Source organism: Pseudothauera hydrothermalis, from assembly GCF_003345255.1.
GTDB classification, from domain to species: domain Bacteria; phylum Pseudomonadota; class Gammaproteobacteria; order Burkholderiales; family Rhodocyclaceae; genus Pseudothauera; species Pseudothauera hydrothermalis.
Genome location: NZ_CP029331.1, coordinates 2,491,911 through 2,505,117, shown reverse-complemented (window position 1 = coordinate 2,505,117; position 13,207 = coordinate 2,491,911). Strand labels below are relative to the sequence as shown.

Sequence of the window (13,207 nt, the reverse complement as noted above, 5' to 3'; positions counted from 1 at the left end):
CGAACAGGAGTCCATCATGGCCGTTAATCTCTCCACCCCGAATCCCGCCGACCTGCGCCCGGTTACCGGCGTACGCCTCGGCGTTGCCGAAGCCGGCATCCGTAAAGCCAACCGCCGTGATCTGACCTTGATCGAACTGGCCCCCGGCAGCCGCGTGGCCGGGGTGTTTACCCGCAACCGCTTTTGTGCCGCACCGGTGCAGGTCTGCCGGGAGCACCTTGCCGAAGGCGACATCCGTGCGCTGGTGATCAACACCGGCGTGGCCAATGCCGGCACCGGCGAGCAGGGCGTGGTCGATGCGCTGCAAACCTGCGCTGCGGTCGGCCGGCTGCTCGGCGTCGGCGCGCAACAGGTGCTGCCTTTTTCCACCGGGGTGATTCTGGAGCCGCTGCCGGTCGAGCGCCTGATCGCTGCACTGCCGGCCGCGCAGGCCAATCTGCGCGGCGATGGCTGGTTCGACGCCGCGCACGCGATCATGACCACCGATACGGTGGCCAAGGCGGTGTCGCGCACCGTCGAAGTGGGCGGTAAAACCGTCACCATTACCGGCATCGGCAAGGGCGCCGGCATGATCAAGCCCAACATGGCGACCATGCTGGGTTTTGTGGCCTGCGACGCCGCGCTGTCACAGGATCTGCTCAACGCTCTGGTGCGTGAGGCGGCCGATTTGTCGTTCAACAGCATCACCGTGGACGGCGACACCTCGACCAACGACTCCTTCATCCTGATCGCCACCGGCAAGGCCGGCCATGCCGAGATCGCCGAACCGGTCGGAGCCGACTGGGCGGCGCTGCGCGAGGCGGTGATCGATGTCGCGGTACGGCTGGCACAGGCCATCGTGCGCGACGGCGAGGGTGCCACCAAGTTCATGAGCATCGTCGTGCAAGGCGGCACCGACCGCGAAGAATGCCGCAAGGTGGCCTATGCGGTGGCGCATTCGCCGCTGGTCAAGACCGCTTTCTTCGCCTCCGACCCCAACCTCGGGCGCATCTTGGCGGCCATTGGCTACGCCGGCATCGACGACCTGGATGTGAGCCGCCTGAAGGTGTGGCTGGGCAACCCGGACGAGAGCGTGCTGGTCGCCGAACACGGCGGGCGCGCAGCGAGCTACAGGGAGGAAGCCGGCGCGCGCATCATGGCGCAATCGGAGCTCACAGTACGTATCGACCTTGCTCGCGGGCAGGCGGCCGCCACCGTGTGGACCTGCGATTTTTCCTACGACTACGTCAAAATCAACGCCGATTACCGCAGCTAGTTGTCGGCATTGCTCGCAGGTGCCGGCCGGTCGGAGGGCGGATGAGGCGGATGGCAGCGCGGACAGGGCAGGGCAGTCATATCGGCAGTCGTGCCGAACAGCAAGACTGCGCGGCCTGCTTCGTCAGCGCCGATGCCCGCTGTCATCTGTTGGTGGTCGCCGACGGGATGGGCGGGCGAAGCGGCGGCGCGCGTGCGGCACGTGCAGTGATTCAAAGCGCCGAGGCGCACTGGCAGGATGCGAGGCGGCTGCCTGACAACCCGCCGGCTTTTCTGCAATCCCTATGCCAGCATGCTCATGCTGCCATCGGCCAGTTCGCCGAAGACAGCGGTGAGCCTGCCGGTACGACCGTGGTGGCCTTGCTCTGTGGCCCCGAGCGTGCCTGGTGGGTGCATGCCGGCGACAGCAGGCTCTATGCCTTTCGCGCCGGCAGGCCGGTATTTCGCACCGACGATCACACCATAGTCCAGCAACGGGTGCGCCGCGGGCAGCTCGACGAAACCGCTGCCGCTTTGCACCCCGACCAGCACAAATTGCTGCGCGGACTTGGCGGGCGTGATCCGTTACAGCTCACCCATGGGCAGATGCGGGTGGATGCCGACACCGGGTTCGTGCTGTGCACCGACGGCTTTTGGGCGCATGTGTCCTCTGACGAGATGGCCGGGTTGTTGGCTGCCGCAGACCCTGACCAGGCTTGTGCCCAGTGGGCCGCGGTGGCGGCCGAACGGGCCGGTGCGGGCGCGGACAACGCCACGGTGGCGGTCTTGCAGCCGGCCGGCAGTCCCTCGCACGGTTTCTGGCGGCCGTTGTGGCCGCTCATTGCAGCCGTTGCGCTGGCGCTGGCGGCGTTTGTTTGGTTAGCGATCCGATCATGATGACGTTCAACAAGCACTGGGCGATAGTGCCGACCCTATTTGTTGCCGCCACGCTCATCGCGGTGGGCGGCTGCGCCGGCGTAGGTGTGGAGACCGGGGCGGGGGCGGCGCCAACGGTCGAGCCGACTGCGGCGATGGCCGAGCAATCCGCGCCAGCCGGCGCCGAATCGTCCGGCGCCGCGGTGCGCGAGCTCGGCCCCATCATCGACATGCTGGAAAACGGGCAATACCAGGCCGCGCAGCGCGCGCTTCAGGCGTATTTGCAGCATGATCCGCGCAGCGCGGTGGCCAAGGGCTTGCTGCGTCAATTGGAAACCGACCCTGTCCAGTTGCTCGGCGCCGCGCACCAGCCTTACGAGGTCCGCCCTGGCGACACCCTTGGCGGCATCGCCGCCCGCTACCTGGGCGACCCTTTGCGCTTTGTTGCGTTGGCGCGTTACAACGGTATTGCCCGGCCCAAGGCGCTAGTGGCCGGGCAGGTGCTCAAACTGCCGGTCAGTGGCAAGGCCGGCGTGGCCGAACCGCAGGCGGCCATACCGCTGCAGGAGGTCACACTGCAGGCGATCGAAGAGGACTTGGCGGCCGGGCGTATCGCCGTCGCACAGGCCGGAATCGCCCGTTTGCGGGCCGCCGGCGGGGCACCAACGGCGCGCTTGGAGGCATTGAGCTTGCGCGCCCGTGCGCTCGAGCGCCAGGCGCGCGGCTTGGCCTTGCTCGAGGCCGGCCGCGTGGAAGAAGCCCTCGAGGCGCTGGAACAGGCATTGCGCGATGCCCCCGGTCTGGAACCGGCTACGCGGCGGCGGGCGGAATTGCGCCAACGGTTGGTACGCGACTACCACGAGGCAGCCGTGGTGCATTTTCGCAACCAACGACTCGATCAAGCCATTGAGTTGTGGGACAAAGCCTTGGCGCTCGATCCCGGCTTCGAGCCGGCGCGCGGCTACCGTACCCGGGCGCTGGAGTTGCGTCGCAGGCTGGATGCGCTGGAGTAGTCCTGACGAACGCGCGGACGGTTTACGCCTCAGCCCGATGGGGCCGGCGGTTTGCCGTGGTGACGGGTGCGCGGGGGCGGGGCATCGACCAAGCGGGTGGCGGGCGCGGGCGGCACATTGGGGGCCGCCGCATTGCGCTTATGCGAGTGGGCGGAAAACATCCGCGCCTCCAAGGAATCGGCCATGGCGTTGTAGGCCGAAAACAGCCGCTCGAACTCATCGTTACGGCGCATGCGGATACGTTTGTCAAAACGCCCCTGGGTGATCTGTCCCAACGCACGGCGTAGGATTTCGATCGGCACCACCAGGCGGCGCGACAGCATGTAGACCCCCACCAGCACCGTCGCCAGGGTGGCCAGCAGCACCGCGATCAGGGCGGTCATCGTTGCGCGATTGGCCGCTTGCAGTGCAGCGGTCGACATGCTCAGGCGCAGCCGGCCCAACTCATGATTCTGGTAAAGCACCGGGGTATCGAACAGAAAATACGCGCGTCCTTCGCCGTCGCTGATCGAGTAGATGGCCTGGTGACCCTGTCGCGCCACGCGCTGTGCCTCGGACAGTGGGCCCTGGGCTGCGCCGGATGCACTGCCTGCGCTACTGGCCACCAACTGGCCACTGCGGTCGCTGATCGAGACATGCGCAATGTCGCGTTTGCGCGCCATTTCATCGACCAGCGCCTGGAGCGCGATGCGGTCTTCCAACAGCAGGTCTTCGGCGCTTTCCAGCGCCAGGGTTTCGGTGAGGGCGAGTCCATAGTCGTAGGCAAGGCGGGTCATTGCCTCGTTCTGACGGTGATAGACCCAGCCCAGACCAGCGGAAACCGTCACCGCCACCAGCACACTCATGATCGCCGTCCAGCTAAGGCGCAAGGAGATGAAACGCCGCCCCTGCCAGTTGCGCTCCTGCTCGGCCAGCGCGTCGTCGATGCGCTGCAGATCTTCCAGCAACTCCGCGCCAGTCTGGTAGCGTTCGGTCGGATCGCGGTCCAGCAAGGTGCGCACCACGTCGAGTAGCGCCTGCGGCGTGGCCGGATCCAGCGGTTTCGGCGGCGGTAGCGGCTCAGTGAGGATTTTGCGCAGCAATTCATGCACATTGTCGGCGCGAAACGGCGTATCGCCCGATAGCAGCCAATACAGCACCACGCCCAGCGAATACAGATCGCTGCGTCCGTCCACCTCGTCACCGCGGATCTGCTCGGGCGACATGAAATGCGGCGTGCCGGCAATCGTCTGTTCTTCGGCCAACGTTCCTTGCGCTGTGTGGCGCAGGCGGGCGATGCCGAAATCGGTCAGTTTGACGTTGCCGCTGTCGCTGGTGACGACGATGTTTTCCGGCTTGATGTCCTGGTGGATCACGCCTTCGCGGTGGGCGTAATCGAGCGCGTCTGCAATTTGCATGGCAATGCGCAAAATGGTGCGCAGCGGCAGCCGTTTGTGTCGTTCGACGAAAGCTTCGAGGGTGGGGCCGTCGAGCAGCTCCATGGCGATGAAGGGCACGCCATTGACCACGCCGACATCGAAGATGGTCACGATGCCCGGGTGGGTGAGGGTACCGGCTGCCCGGGCCTCGGTCAGAAAGCGATGGCGGTGCGCCTCGTGCGCGGCGTACTCGGCGCGCAGCGTCTTGATCGCCAGGATCCGGCGAATCCGGGGGTCATACCCGCGGTGGATGACCGACATCGCGCCGCGGCCCAATTCGCCCCGCAGGATGTAGCGACCCAGCGTGATCGCCATCTGGCGTGCGGCCTCAACCCAGCACGAGAAGTCCCGCTGCGGTCAGGCTCAGCACCGCCGCCGCAGCAATCCAGACCCACGTCGGCACGCCGGCCGGGCGCGACGGAAGGCGGCTCGGTGCCGCGCCGGCGCGAAAGACGAATTCGGCGCGACCAAAGCGTACCCGGTCGCCATCCTGCAGCGGCCGGTCGTGGGCCTTGGCGTCGTTGATGAAGGTGCCATTGGTCGACAACATGTTGATGACCCGATAGTGCCCGTTTTCATGCAGGATCCAGGCATGTTGGGCGGAGACGCTGTCGTCAGGCAGGATGATGTCGTTGTCTGTGCGCCGGCCTATCGTGGTTTTGCCGCGCTTGAGCACGAAGCGTTGGTTTTCGAACGGGGGCGAGATACCGACCAGCGCGGCGCGGTCCACGTCGCCCTCGACATCGGCCGACGGCGAGGCGATGACTTCGGCCAGATCCTCCGGGCGGAAAAGAATGGTGCCCTGCGGCCCTGTCCATTCACCGTTGGCGCGCTTGCTTTGCTTCAGCACGATCGCTTATCCCGAAAGTATCGATCCGACACGACGGGAGGGAGTATGCCTGTTCGCCCCTCCCCCGACAACCGGCGTCCCAGGTCGGTACACGCCGCGGCGGGTCGCTTGGGTGTGCCCTATCACCCCGGAAGTATGGGGGCCTTGCGAACGAGGGGGCAGTTATTCGTGTCACTAGGGGGCAATTCAAGGTGTCGCCTGACACGGCTCGGCCTGCGCCGGTCATGGCAGTGCAATATGCGGCTGAAACAATGGCGCACCCTTTTCCAGTGGAGCGTGCCATGAGCAAACCCGAAGCCGTCGCGGGCTTACCCAGTAATCTTTCTGACAATGAGCATTTTCAGCAGGTGGTTGACCGTGTGGTCAGCCGACGCGGATTCTTGAAAGGTAGTTTGAGTCTATCCGCCGCCGCGTTTCTGGCCGGTCCGCTGGCCGCCTGCGGGAGTGGCGATTCGGACGATGACGATGCGCAACAAGGGCCGCGGATCGGGTTCAAGGCGGTGGCCGCATCGACCGCCGACACTGTGGTGGTGCCCGAGGGATACAACTACCAGGTGCTGGCGCCGTGGGGCAGTGCGTTGTTCGTCGATTCGCCCGCTTGGCGGCCCGATGGGAGCAACACCGCCGCGGAGCAGGCGCGTCAGGTTGGCGACAACCACGATGGCATGCACTTTTTCCCGATCGACGGGCACTCCAGCAGCGAAGGGCTGCTGGTGGTCAATCATGAGTACACCAATCTGGAATACCTGTACGGCGCCGAGTACATGAGCCCGTGGACCGTGGAGAAGGCCAACAAGGCCCTGGCTGCCCATGGGGTGTCGGTATTGCATATCGTGCGCAACGCTGCCGGCAAATGGGAGGTGAAGCTCGATTCGCCCTATAACCGCCGTATCACCGGCACCACGCCCATGACCTTGTCGGGGCCGGTGGCGGGCAGCGAGCGGGTCAAAACCAGTGCCGATCCAAGCGGCATGACCGTGCTGGGCACGCTCAACAACTGTGCCCATGGTGTGACGCCTTGGGGCACCTATCTGACCTGCGAGGAAAATTTCAACGGCTACTTTGGCACCACCAGCACCGATGAGGCTGCGTTGACGCCCGCGCTGCGTCGGTATGGATTTTCCAAGGACGGCTTTGGCTACCGCTGGCATGAGGTGATCGACCGCTTCGACTACGCAAAAGAGCCCAACGAGGGTAACCGCTTCGGCTGGGTAGTGGAGATCGATCCGTTCGATCCGGCATCCACGCCGGTCAAACATACCGCGCTTGGGCGTTTCAAGCATGAAAACGCGGCCTGCGTAATTGCCAGCGACGGACGTTTGGTGGTGTACATGGGCGACGACGAGCGTTTCGAGTACATCTATAAATATGTTTCCGATGGCGTTTTCGACCCGGCAAAAGGCAAAGCCAACGCTGCGTTGTTGTCGAGGGGCAAGCTCTATGTCGCGCGCTTTGAGGCAGGGGGCAAGACCGGGGACATGATGGGCAGCGGGCAGTGGTTGTTGCTCGATAAGTCAAATCCGCTGCTGGCCAACGATGCCGATCTGCCCACGCAAGCCGATGTGCTGACCTATGCGCGCATCGCTGCGGACAAGGTGGGTGCCACCAAGATGGATAGACCGGAATGGATTGCCGTGCATCCCCAAACCGGCGAGGTGTATTGCTGTTTGACCAACAACAGCCGTCGCACCGAGGCGCAAATCGATGAGGCCAACCCGCGCGCGGCCAACGATTACGGCCAGATCATCCGTTGGCGGGAGTCCGGCAGCGCGGCCGGCAGCAGCTTTGACTGGGATTTGTTCGTGCTGGCCGGCAATCCGGTCGCTTTCCCGGATCGCAAGGATCTGCGTTCGGGCTCCAGCAACATCAATGCCGACAATACCTTCAACAGCCCGGATGGCCTGGCTTTCGATGACGATGGGCGGCTGTGGATCCAGACCGACGGCAATAGTTCCAACGCCGGGAAGTACCTCGGTCAGGGCAATAACCAGATGTTGTGTGCCAACCCGGTCAGCGGTGAAATCCGCCGCTTTGCCGTGGGGCCGAAAGGTTGCGAAGTCACCGGCCTGACCTTTACCCCGGACCGTCGTACGCTGTTCATCAATATCCAGCATCCGGGCGAGTCCAGTCTTGATCCAGCGGAGGTTGCACTGAATCCTTTGTCGGTATCGAGCTGGCCGGATGCCGCCGGCGGGCGGCCGCGTTCGGCCACCGTGGTGATTACCCGCGCCGATGGCGGGGTGATCGGCGCCTGATCGGCGTGCGCCGCGCGGGCCATGGCCCGCGTGGCCGATGGCTGCGGGGCGATGAGGCCGTGGCAGGCGCATCGCCCTATGTTTTGACCGCGGCGCCGGGCGGCTGTCGACCGCTTCAAGCCAAAGCGGCCGCCAGATCGGCATGCGCTTGCGCAAAGCCTTGGCGAGCGGCCTCGTCGCCCATGTTGAGTCCTTCGGCGTAAATGAAATGCACCGCGGTCATACCCAGAAAACCCAGCACGGTGCGCAGATAGGGCACTTGGGAGTCGGCTGCGGTGTCGCGGTAACGCCCGCCACGGGCGAGCGCTACAAAGACGGTTTTGCCTTTGAGCAAACCCTCTGGACCGTTTTCGGTGTAACGGAAGGTCACGCCGGCGCGGCAGATCGCGTCGATCCAATTTTTGAGCTGCACCGGCACCGCGAAGTTGTACATCGGCACCCCAAGCACTAGCACATCGGCGGCCTGGACTTCGGCAATCAGCGCGTCGTCCAGCGCCACGCGCGCGGCCTGTTCCGGGGTGCGCTGTGGGGCCGGTGTGGAGAGGGCGGCAAGTGCTGCGGCATCCAGCGTCGGGTGCGGGGTGCGCCCCAGGTCGCGCACCACCCGGGCCGCTCCGGGGTGGCGCGCCAGCAGACGTTCGCTGATGGTATTGGCCAGACGGCTCGAGTGGCTGTCTTCCAGGCGGATGCTGGTATTGATTTGCAGAATGTTCATCATGTGCTCCCAATCGGTGGTGGTATGAGTGTCACTTTATTGATGGTTGGCTGCTGGCAGAAGACCGTGTAACGGATAACATTGTCCCGTATATGGAACAGTATGAGCCCAATGATCTGCTGATCTTTGCCCGGGTGATCGAGGCGGGCAGCTTCAGCCGTGCGGCCGCGCGGCTCGGGTTGCCAAAATCCACGGTGTCGCGGCGTATTGCCACGCTGGAAGAACGCCTGGGCGAACGTGTGCTGTTGCGCACCACACGACGACTTGTGCTGACCGAATTCGGTCATCATCTGCTCGAACACGCGCGTCTGGTTGCCGACGAGGTCGAGGCGGTCAAGGCGTTGGCCGAGCACCGTCAGGCACGGCCCAGCGGGCGATTGCGGGTGTCGATGCCAGGCGACTTTGTCAATCTGCTGCTCACCGATATGCTCGCGGCTTTTGTGGCGCTGCATCCGGCCGTGTCGCTGGAGCTGGACTTGTCGCCGCGGCGGGTGGACATTCTGGGGGAAAACTTCGATCTGGCGGTACGGATGGGCGATTTGCCCGATGACGCACTGCTGGCCGCGCGTCGGTTGGCGCGGCTGTCGATGGGGTTGTATGCCGCGCCGGCCTATCTTGCGCAGTATGGTGAGCCCGCCCAGCCGGAGGATTTGACGCATCACCAGGCGCTATTGCTGCCGCGCGCCGGCGGCGAAGCGGTGTGGGCGCTGAGCGGTCCGGGGCCACGTCGCCAGATCGTGCCCGCAGGGCGGATCAGCGCCAATTCGCCCGAGCTATTGATTGCGCTGGCCGGTGCGGGCGCCGGCATTGCCGCGGTACCCGATTACGCGGCGCATGATCGCGTGCAGCGTGGTGAATTGCGCCGGGTGCTACCCGCCTGGCAACTGCCGCCCAGCACCGCGTGGGCAGTCTTTCCAGGTCGGCGCTTGATGCCTGCCAAAACCCGCGCCTTTCTCGACATGCTGGAAGCCGCGCTGGCCGGCGCGTGTGCCGAGGCCGCGCCTGCTTGAGGCCGCATCTTCAGCGCCGTTGGCCGAGCGCGCCCGAAGCGGTGGTCCCGCCTGCCCGCTGGCTTTTTGGAACTGCCTGATTTTGCGCAAATTTGGCGCCTTTGGTGGGGTGATATAATCCCGCCGTTCGTCACTTTCCAGCGCGCATGCAACTCTACGCCCTTGGTCTGAACCATCACACTGCGCCGCTCACCATTCGTGAGCGGGTTGCGTTTCGGCCCGAGCGTCTGGAACACGCCCTGCAGGATCTGACCCGTGCGCGCACGGTGCGGGAAGCTGCCATTCTGTCTACCTGTAACCGCACCGAGGTCTACTTCGCCACCGAAGAGCCACAGCACGCCGCCGACTGGTTGGCGCGCTTTCATGCGTTGCCGCTCGAGGAGATCGCGCCCTATCTCTATACCCATCCACAGCGCGAGGCGGTGCGCCATGTGTTCCGCGTGGCCAGCGGGCTCGATTCCATGGTGCTGGGCGAGCCGCAGATTCTTGGCCAGGTCAAGGAAGCCGCCCGCCGCGCGGAAGATGCCGGCACCTTGGGCACTGTGCTCCACAAGCTGTTCCAAAACACCTTTGCAGTGGCCAAGGAGGTGCGCTCGACCACGGCAATCGGTGCCAACATCGTTTCCATGGCGGCGGCCGCGGTGCACCTGACCGAGCGCATCTTTGAGCGGGTGGATGAGCAACATGTGCTGTTCATCGGCGCGGGTGAAATGATCGAACTCTGTGCCGCGCATTTTGCCGGTGCCCGCCCCAAATCGATGACCGTGGCCAACCGTACCGAAGCGCGCGCTTTGGAACTCGCCCAGCGCTTCGGCGCCCAGACCTTGCGCCTGGACGCCATTGGCGAGGCGCTGCCGCGCTTTGACGTAGTGGTGTCCTGTACCGCTGCGCCGCTGCCAATCGTCGGTCTGGGCATGGTCGAACGCGCGGTCAAGGCCCGCCGTCACCGCCCCATGGTGATGGTCGATTTGGCCGTGCCGCGCGACATCGAGCCCGAAGTCGGCAAGCTCGACGACGTTTTCCTCTACACCGTGGATGATCTTGCCCAGGTGGTGGAGGCCGGTCTGGAGTCCCGCCAGCAGGCGGTACTGGAAGCCGAGGAGATCATCGATAACCGGGTCGACGGCTTTTTGCATTGGCTACAGACCCGTGAAGCGGTGCCAACCATTCGCGCCTTGCGCACGCATGCCGAACGCTTGCGCCATGCCGAAGTGGAGCGTGCGCTGCGATTGTTGGCACGTGGCGACGATCCGCGTCAGGTCATCGAAGCGCTCAGCCATGGTTTGACCAACAAGCTGGTGCACGGTCCCACCCGTTTTCTGAATCAGACCGACGGCGAACAACTGGCCGAAGCCAGCCGCCTGGTGCAGCGCCTCTATAACCTTCCCCCGCACGAATAGCCTTTACGCGGGCCAGCCTGTGGCGCGAGCTGGCGCCGCAGCGGGGCTCGCCTCATCGCCAAATGAAGCAAAGCATCCGAGACAAACTCGAACACCTGGCCAGCCGTCTAGCCGAACTCGATCGGGAGCTGGCCGCGGAGGACGCCGCGCGCGACCTCAACGCTTTTCGCACGCTCTCACGCGAGCGTGCCGACATCGAGCCGGTGGTGGCGCTTTACCGCGACTACCTGCGGGCCGAAGCCGACAACCGTTGTGCGCGCGAGATGCTGGCCGACCCCGAGATGCGCGAATTGGCCCAATCGGAACTCGAATCCAGCGCGGCGCGCCTCGACGAACTGAACGACGCCTTGCAGCGCGCCCTGCTGCCGCGCGACCCCAACGACGCGCGCAACCTCTATCTGGAGGTACGCGCCGGCACCGGTGGCGACGAAGCGGCCCTGTTTGCCGGCGATCTGCTGCGCATGTACACGCGTTACGCCGAGCGCCAACGCTGGCGGGTGGAGATCGTGTCGGCCAGCGAATCCGAACTGGGTGGTTACAAGGAGGTCATTGCCCGGATCAGCGGCGCCGGCGCCTACTCCCGGCTCAAGTTCGAATCCGGCGGCCATCGCGTACAGCGGGTGCCGGTGACCGAAACCCAAGGGCGCATCCACACTTCCGCTTGCACCGTGGCGGTGATACCGGAAGCCGATGAATTGGCCGAAGTCATCCTCAACCCGGCTGAGCTGCGTATCGACACCTTTCGTGCCAGCGGCGCCGGCGGACAGCATGTCAACAAAACCGATTCCGCGGTGCGCATCACCCACCTGCCCACCGGCATCGTGGTCGAATGCCAGGACGACCGCTCCCAGCACAAGAACCGCGCCCAGGCCATGGCGGTGCTGGCCGCCCGTATCCGCGACGCCCAGATGCGCGAGCAGCAGGCCAAAGAGGCCGCTACCCGCAAGAGCCTGGTGGGCAGCGGCGACCGCTCCGAACGTATCCGTACCTACAACTTTCCGCAGGGGCGGGTGACCGATCATCGCATCAACCTCACGCTCTATAAGCTCGATGCGGTCATGGACGGCGACCTGGACGAGCTGATCGATGCTCTCACGTTGGAGCATCAAGCCGCGCAACTGGCCGAGCTGGCTGGAGACTGAAGTGGCCGAACAGCCCCCTCCCGATATCGCTGGCGCGCTCGCTTGGGCGCGGGCGCGCATCGAACCGATGGCGGCGCGCATCCTGTTGCGTCACGTTTTGCGCTGTCCGCCCGCCCGCCTGGTGGCCTACCCGGAAGCGCGCCTGACCGCAGAAGACTGGGCTGCCTACCGCGCCTTGGTCGAGCGTCGCCAAGCCGGTGAGCCGGTGGCCTACCTGGTTGGCGAGCGGGAATTTTTCGGGCGCAGTTTCTTGGTTTCGCCCGCGGTGCTGATCCCGCGGCCGGAGACCGAATTGCTCATCGAACTGGCCCTGGCGCACCTTGGCGGCTGCCCACGCCCGCGGGTTCTGGATCTGGGCACCGGCAGCGGAGCCCTTGCAGTCACGCTGGCGCTGGAACTCGATGCCGCCGAAGTGACCGCGGTCGACCTCTCGCGCGAAGCGCTGTGGGTGGCCATGGCCAATGCCGCGCGCCTGGGGGCGAGCGTATCGTTTGTGCACAGCCGCTGGTTCGATGCGCTATGCGGTGAGCGCTACCAGCTCATCGTCGCCAATCCGCCCTATGTTGCAGCCAACGATCCGCACCTGGGCCAAGGCGATCTGCGTTTCGAGCCGCGCAGCGCGCTCGTTGCCGGGGCCGACGGCCTGGACGATCTCAAGACCATCATCGCCGAGGCGCCGCACCACCTCGACGACGACGGTTGGCTGATGCTCGAGCACGGTTACGACCAGGCCGCTACCGTGCGCAGCCTGCTCACTGACGCCGGTTTTACCGCGATCCGCTCCTGGACCGATCTGGCCGGCATCGAGCGGGCGAGCGGCGGACGCTGGCCGGGACGGCCATGACAAGCACCGCCGACAGGGCTGACCGGCGTGGTTTGCGGCGATATTGACGGATTGCAGTGCGCTGCCTAGACTTTTCCGACTTTTTCACTCAACTTTTCACGGGGCAAGCTCATGGACATCCAAGACGTCATCCGCCAACAGGTTACTTCCAATCCAGTAGTGCTTTACATGAAAGGCACCCCTCAGTTTCCGCAATGCGGCTTTTCCGCTGCCGCGGTGCAGATTCTCAAGCGCTGTGGAGTGAGCGCCATCGCCGCGGTCAATGTGCTGGAAGACGATGCCATTCGCCAAGGCATCAAAGAGTTCTCCAACTGGCCCACCATTCCGCAGCTCTACATCGGCGGGGAATTCATCGGCGGTTCGGACATCATGCGTGAAATGTTCGAAAGCGGCGAACTGCAGCAGTTGTTGGCCGATGCCGGGGTGGTCAAGTCGGCTGGTTGAATGTGGA

General features: G+C 64.9%; 12 protein-coding genes. 9 read left to right on the top strand and 3 right to left on the bottom strand.

Features of this window, described 5'->3' with window-relative positions; translation table 11 throughout:
• The first annotated feature begins 16 nt into the window (after positions 1-16).
• The 3 genes from argJ to DIE29_RS11985 are packed head-to-tail and all read left to right on the top strand — an operon-like array spanning position 17 to position 3,122.
• The gene (argJ, locus tag DIE29_RS11995; RefSeq protein ID WP_102042577.1) at positions 17-1,255 is read left to right on the top strand and encodes a bifunctional glutamate N-acetyltransferase/amino-acid acetyltransferase ArgJ; all 1,239 of its coding nucleotides are present in this window, start codon (positions 17-19) and stop codon (positions 1,253-1,255) included.
• Between the two features lie 50 nt (positions 1,256-1,305).
• Positions 1,306-2,130, top strand: coding sequence for a PP2C family protein-serine/threonine phosphatase (locus tag DIE29_RS11990; RefSeq protein WP_158640336.1), 825 nt, complete (start codon positions 1,306-1,308; stop codon positions 2,128-2,130).
• Positions 2,127-3,122 carry a LysM peptidoglycan-binding domain-containing protein gene (locus DIE29_RS11985; RefSeq protein ID WP_102042575.1) on the top strand — a complete coding sequence of 332 codons (996 nt, stop codon included), beginning with the start codon at positions 2,127-2,129 and terminating at the stop codon, positions 3,120-3,122. Before DIE29_RS11990 ends, DIE29_RS11985 begins: the two co-directional genes overlap by 4 nt.
• Positions 3,123-3,151: 29 nt before the next feature.
• Here the strand turns inward: DIE29_RS11985 and DIE29_RS11980 are convergent, their stop codons facing one another.
• Positions 3,152-4,855 carry a protein kinase domain-containing protein gene (locus DIE29_RS11980; protein ID WP_102042574.1) on the bottom strand — a complete coding sequence of 568 codons (1,704 nt, stop codon included), beginning with the start codon at positions 4,853-4,855 and terminating at the stop codon, positions 3,152-3,154.
• Positions 4,856-4,868: 13 nt separating this feature from the next.
• On the bottom strand, positions 4,869-5,390 hold the full coding sequence (locus tag DIE29_RS11975; RefSeq protein ID WP_205409731.1) for an FHA domain-containing protein: 522 nt from the start codon (positions 5,388-5,390) through the stop codon (positions 4,869-4,871).
• A 281-nt stretch (positions 5,391-5,671) separates the two neighbouring features.
• On the opposite strand from DIE29_RS11975, the gene DIE29_RS11970 reads away from it, so the two are divergent.
• Positions 5,672-7,645 (top strand): PhoX family protein, encoded by a 1,974-nt coding sequence (locus DIE29_RS11970; protein WP_114650003.1) that lies wholly within the window; start codon positions 5,672-5,674, stop codon positions 7,643-7,645.
• Positions 7,646-7,760: 115 nt separating this feature from the next.
• Here the strand turns inward: DIE29_RS11970 and DIE29_RS11965 are convergent, their stop codons facing one another.
• The gene (locus tag DIE29_RS11965) at positions 7,761-8,360 is read right to left on the bottom strand and encodes an FMN-dependent NADH-azoreductase (protein ID WP_108081137.1); all 600 of its coding nucleotides are present in this window, start codon (positions 8,358-8,360) and stop codon (positions 7,761-7,763) included.
• Between the two features lie 92 nt (positions 8,361-8,452).
• Here DIE29_RS11965 and DIE29_RS11960 point away from each other — a divergent pair, with 92 nt between their 5' ends.
• From DIE29_RS11960 to grxD, 5 genes are all read left to right on the top strand, one after another.
• Positions 8,453-9,370 carry a LysR family transcriptional regulator gene (locus DIE29_RS11960; protein WP_102042572.1) on the top strand — a complete coding sequence of 306 codons (918 nt, stop codon included), beginning with the start codon at positions 8,453-8,455 and terminating at the stop codon, positions 9,368-9,370.
• Positions 9,371-9,516: 146 nt separating this feature from the next.
• Positions 9,517-10,770 carry a glutamyl-tRNA reductase gene (gene hemA / locus DIE29_RS11955; protein WP_102042571.1) on the top strand — a complete coding sequence of 418 codons (1,254 nt, stop codon included), beginning with the start codon at positions 9,517-9,519 and terminating at the stop codon, positions 10,768-10,770.
• Positions 10,771-10,832: 62 nt separating this feature from the next.
• Positions 10,833-11,912, top strand: a complete 1,080-nt coding sequence (prfA, locus tag DIE29_RS11950) for a peptide chain release factor 1 (protein ID WP_114650002.1) — start codon at positions 10,833-10,835, stop codon at positions 11,910-11,912.
• A 67-nt stretch (positions 11,913-11,979) separates the two neighbouring features.
• The gene (gene prmC, locus DIE29_RS11945) at positions 11,980-12,756 is read left to right on the top strand and encodes a peptide chain release factor N(5)-glutamine methyltransferase (protein WP_237269559.1); all 777 of its coding nucleotides are present in this window, start codon (positions 11,980-11,982) and stop codon (positions 12,754-12,756) included.
• A gap of 111 nt (positions 12,757-12,867) precedes the next feature.
• Complete coding sequence (gene grxD / locus DIE29_RS11940; protein WP_102042568.1) at positions 12,868-13,200, top strand: Grx4 family monothiol glutaredoxin; 333 nt, start codon at positions 12,868-12,870, stop codon at positions 13,198-13,200.
• The last annotated feature ends 7 nt before the right edge of the window (positions 13,201-13,207 follow it).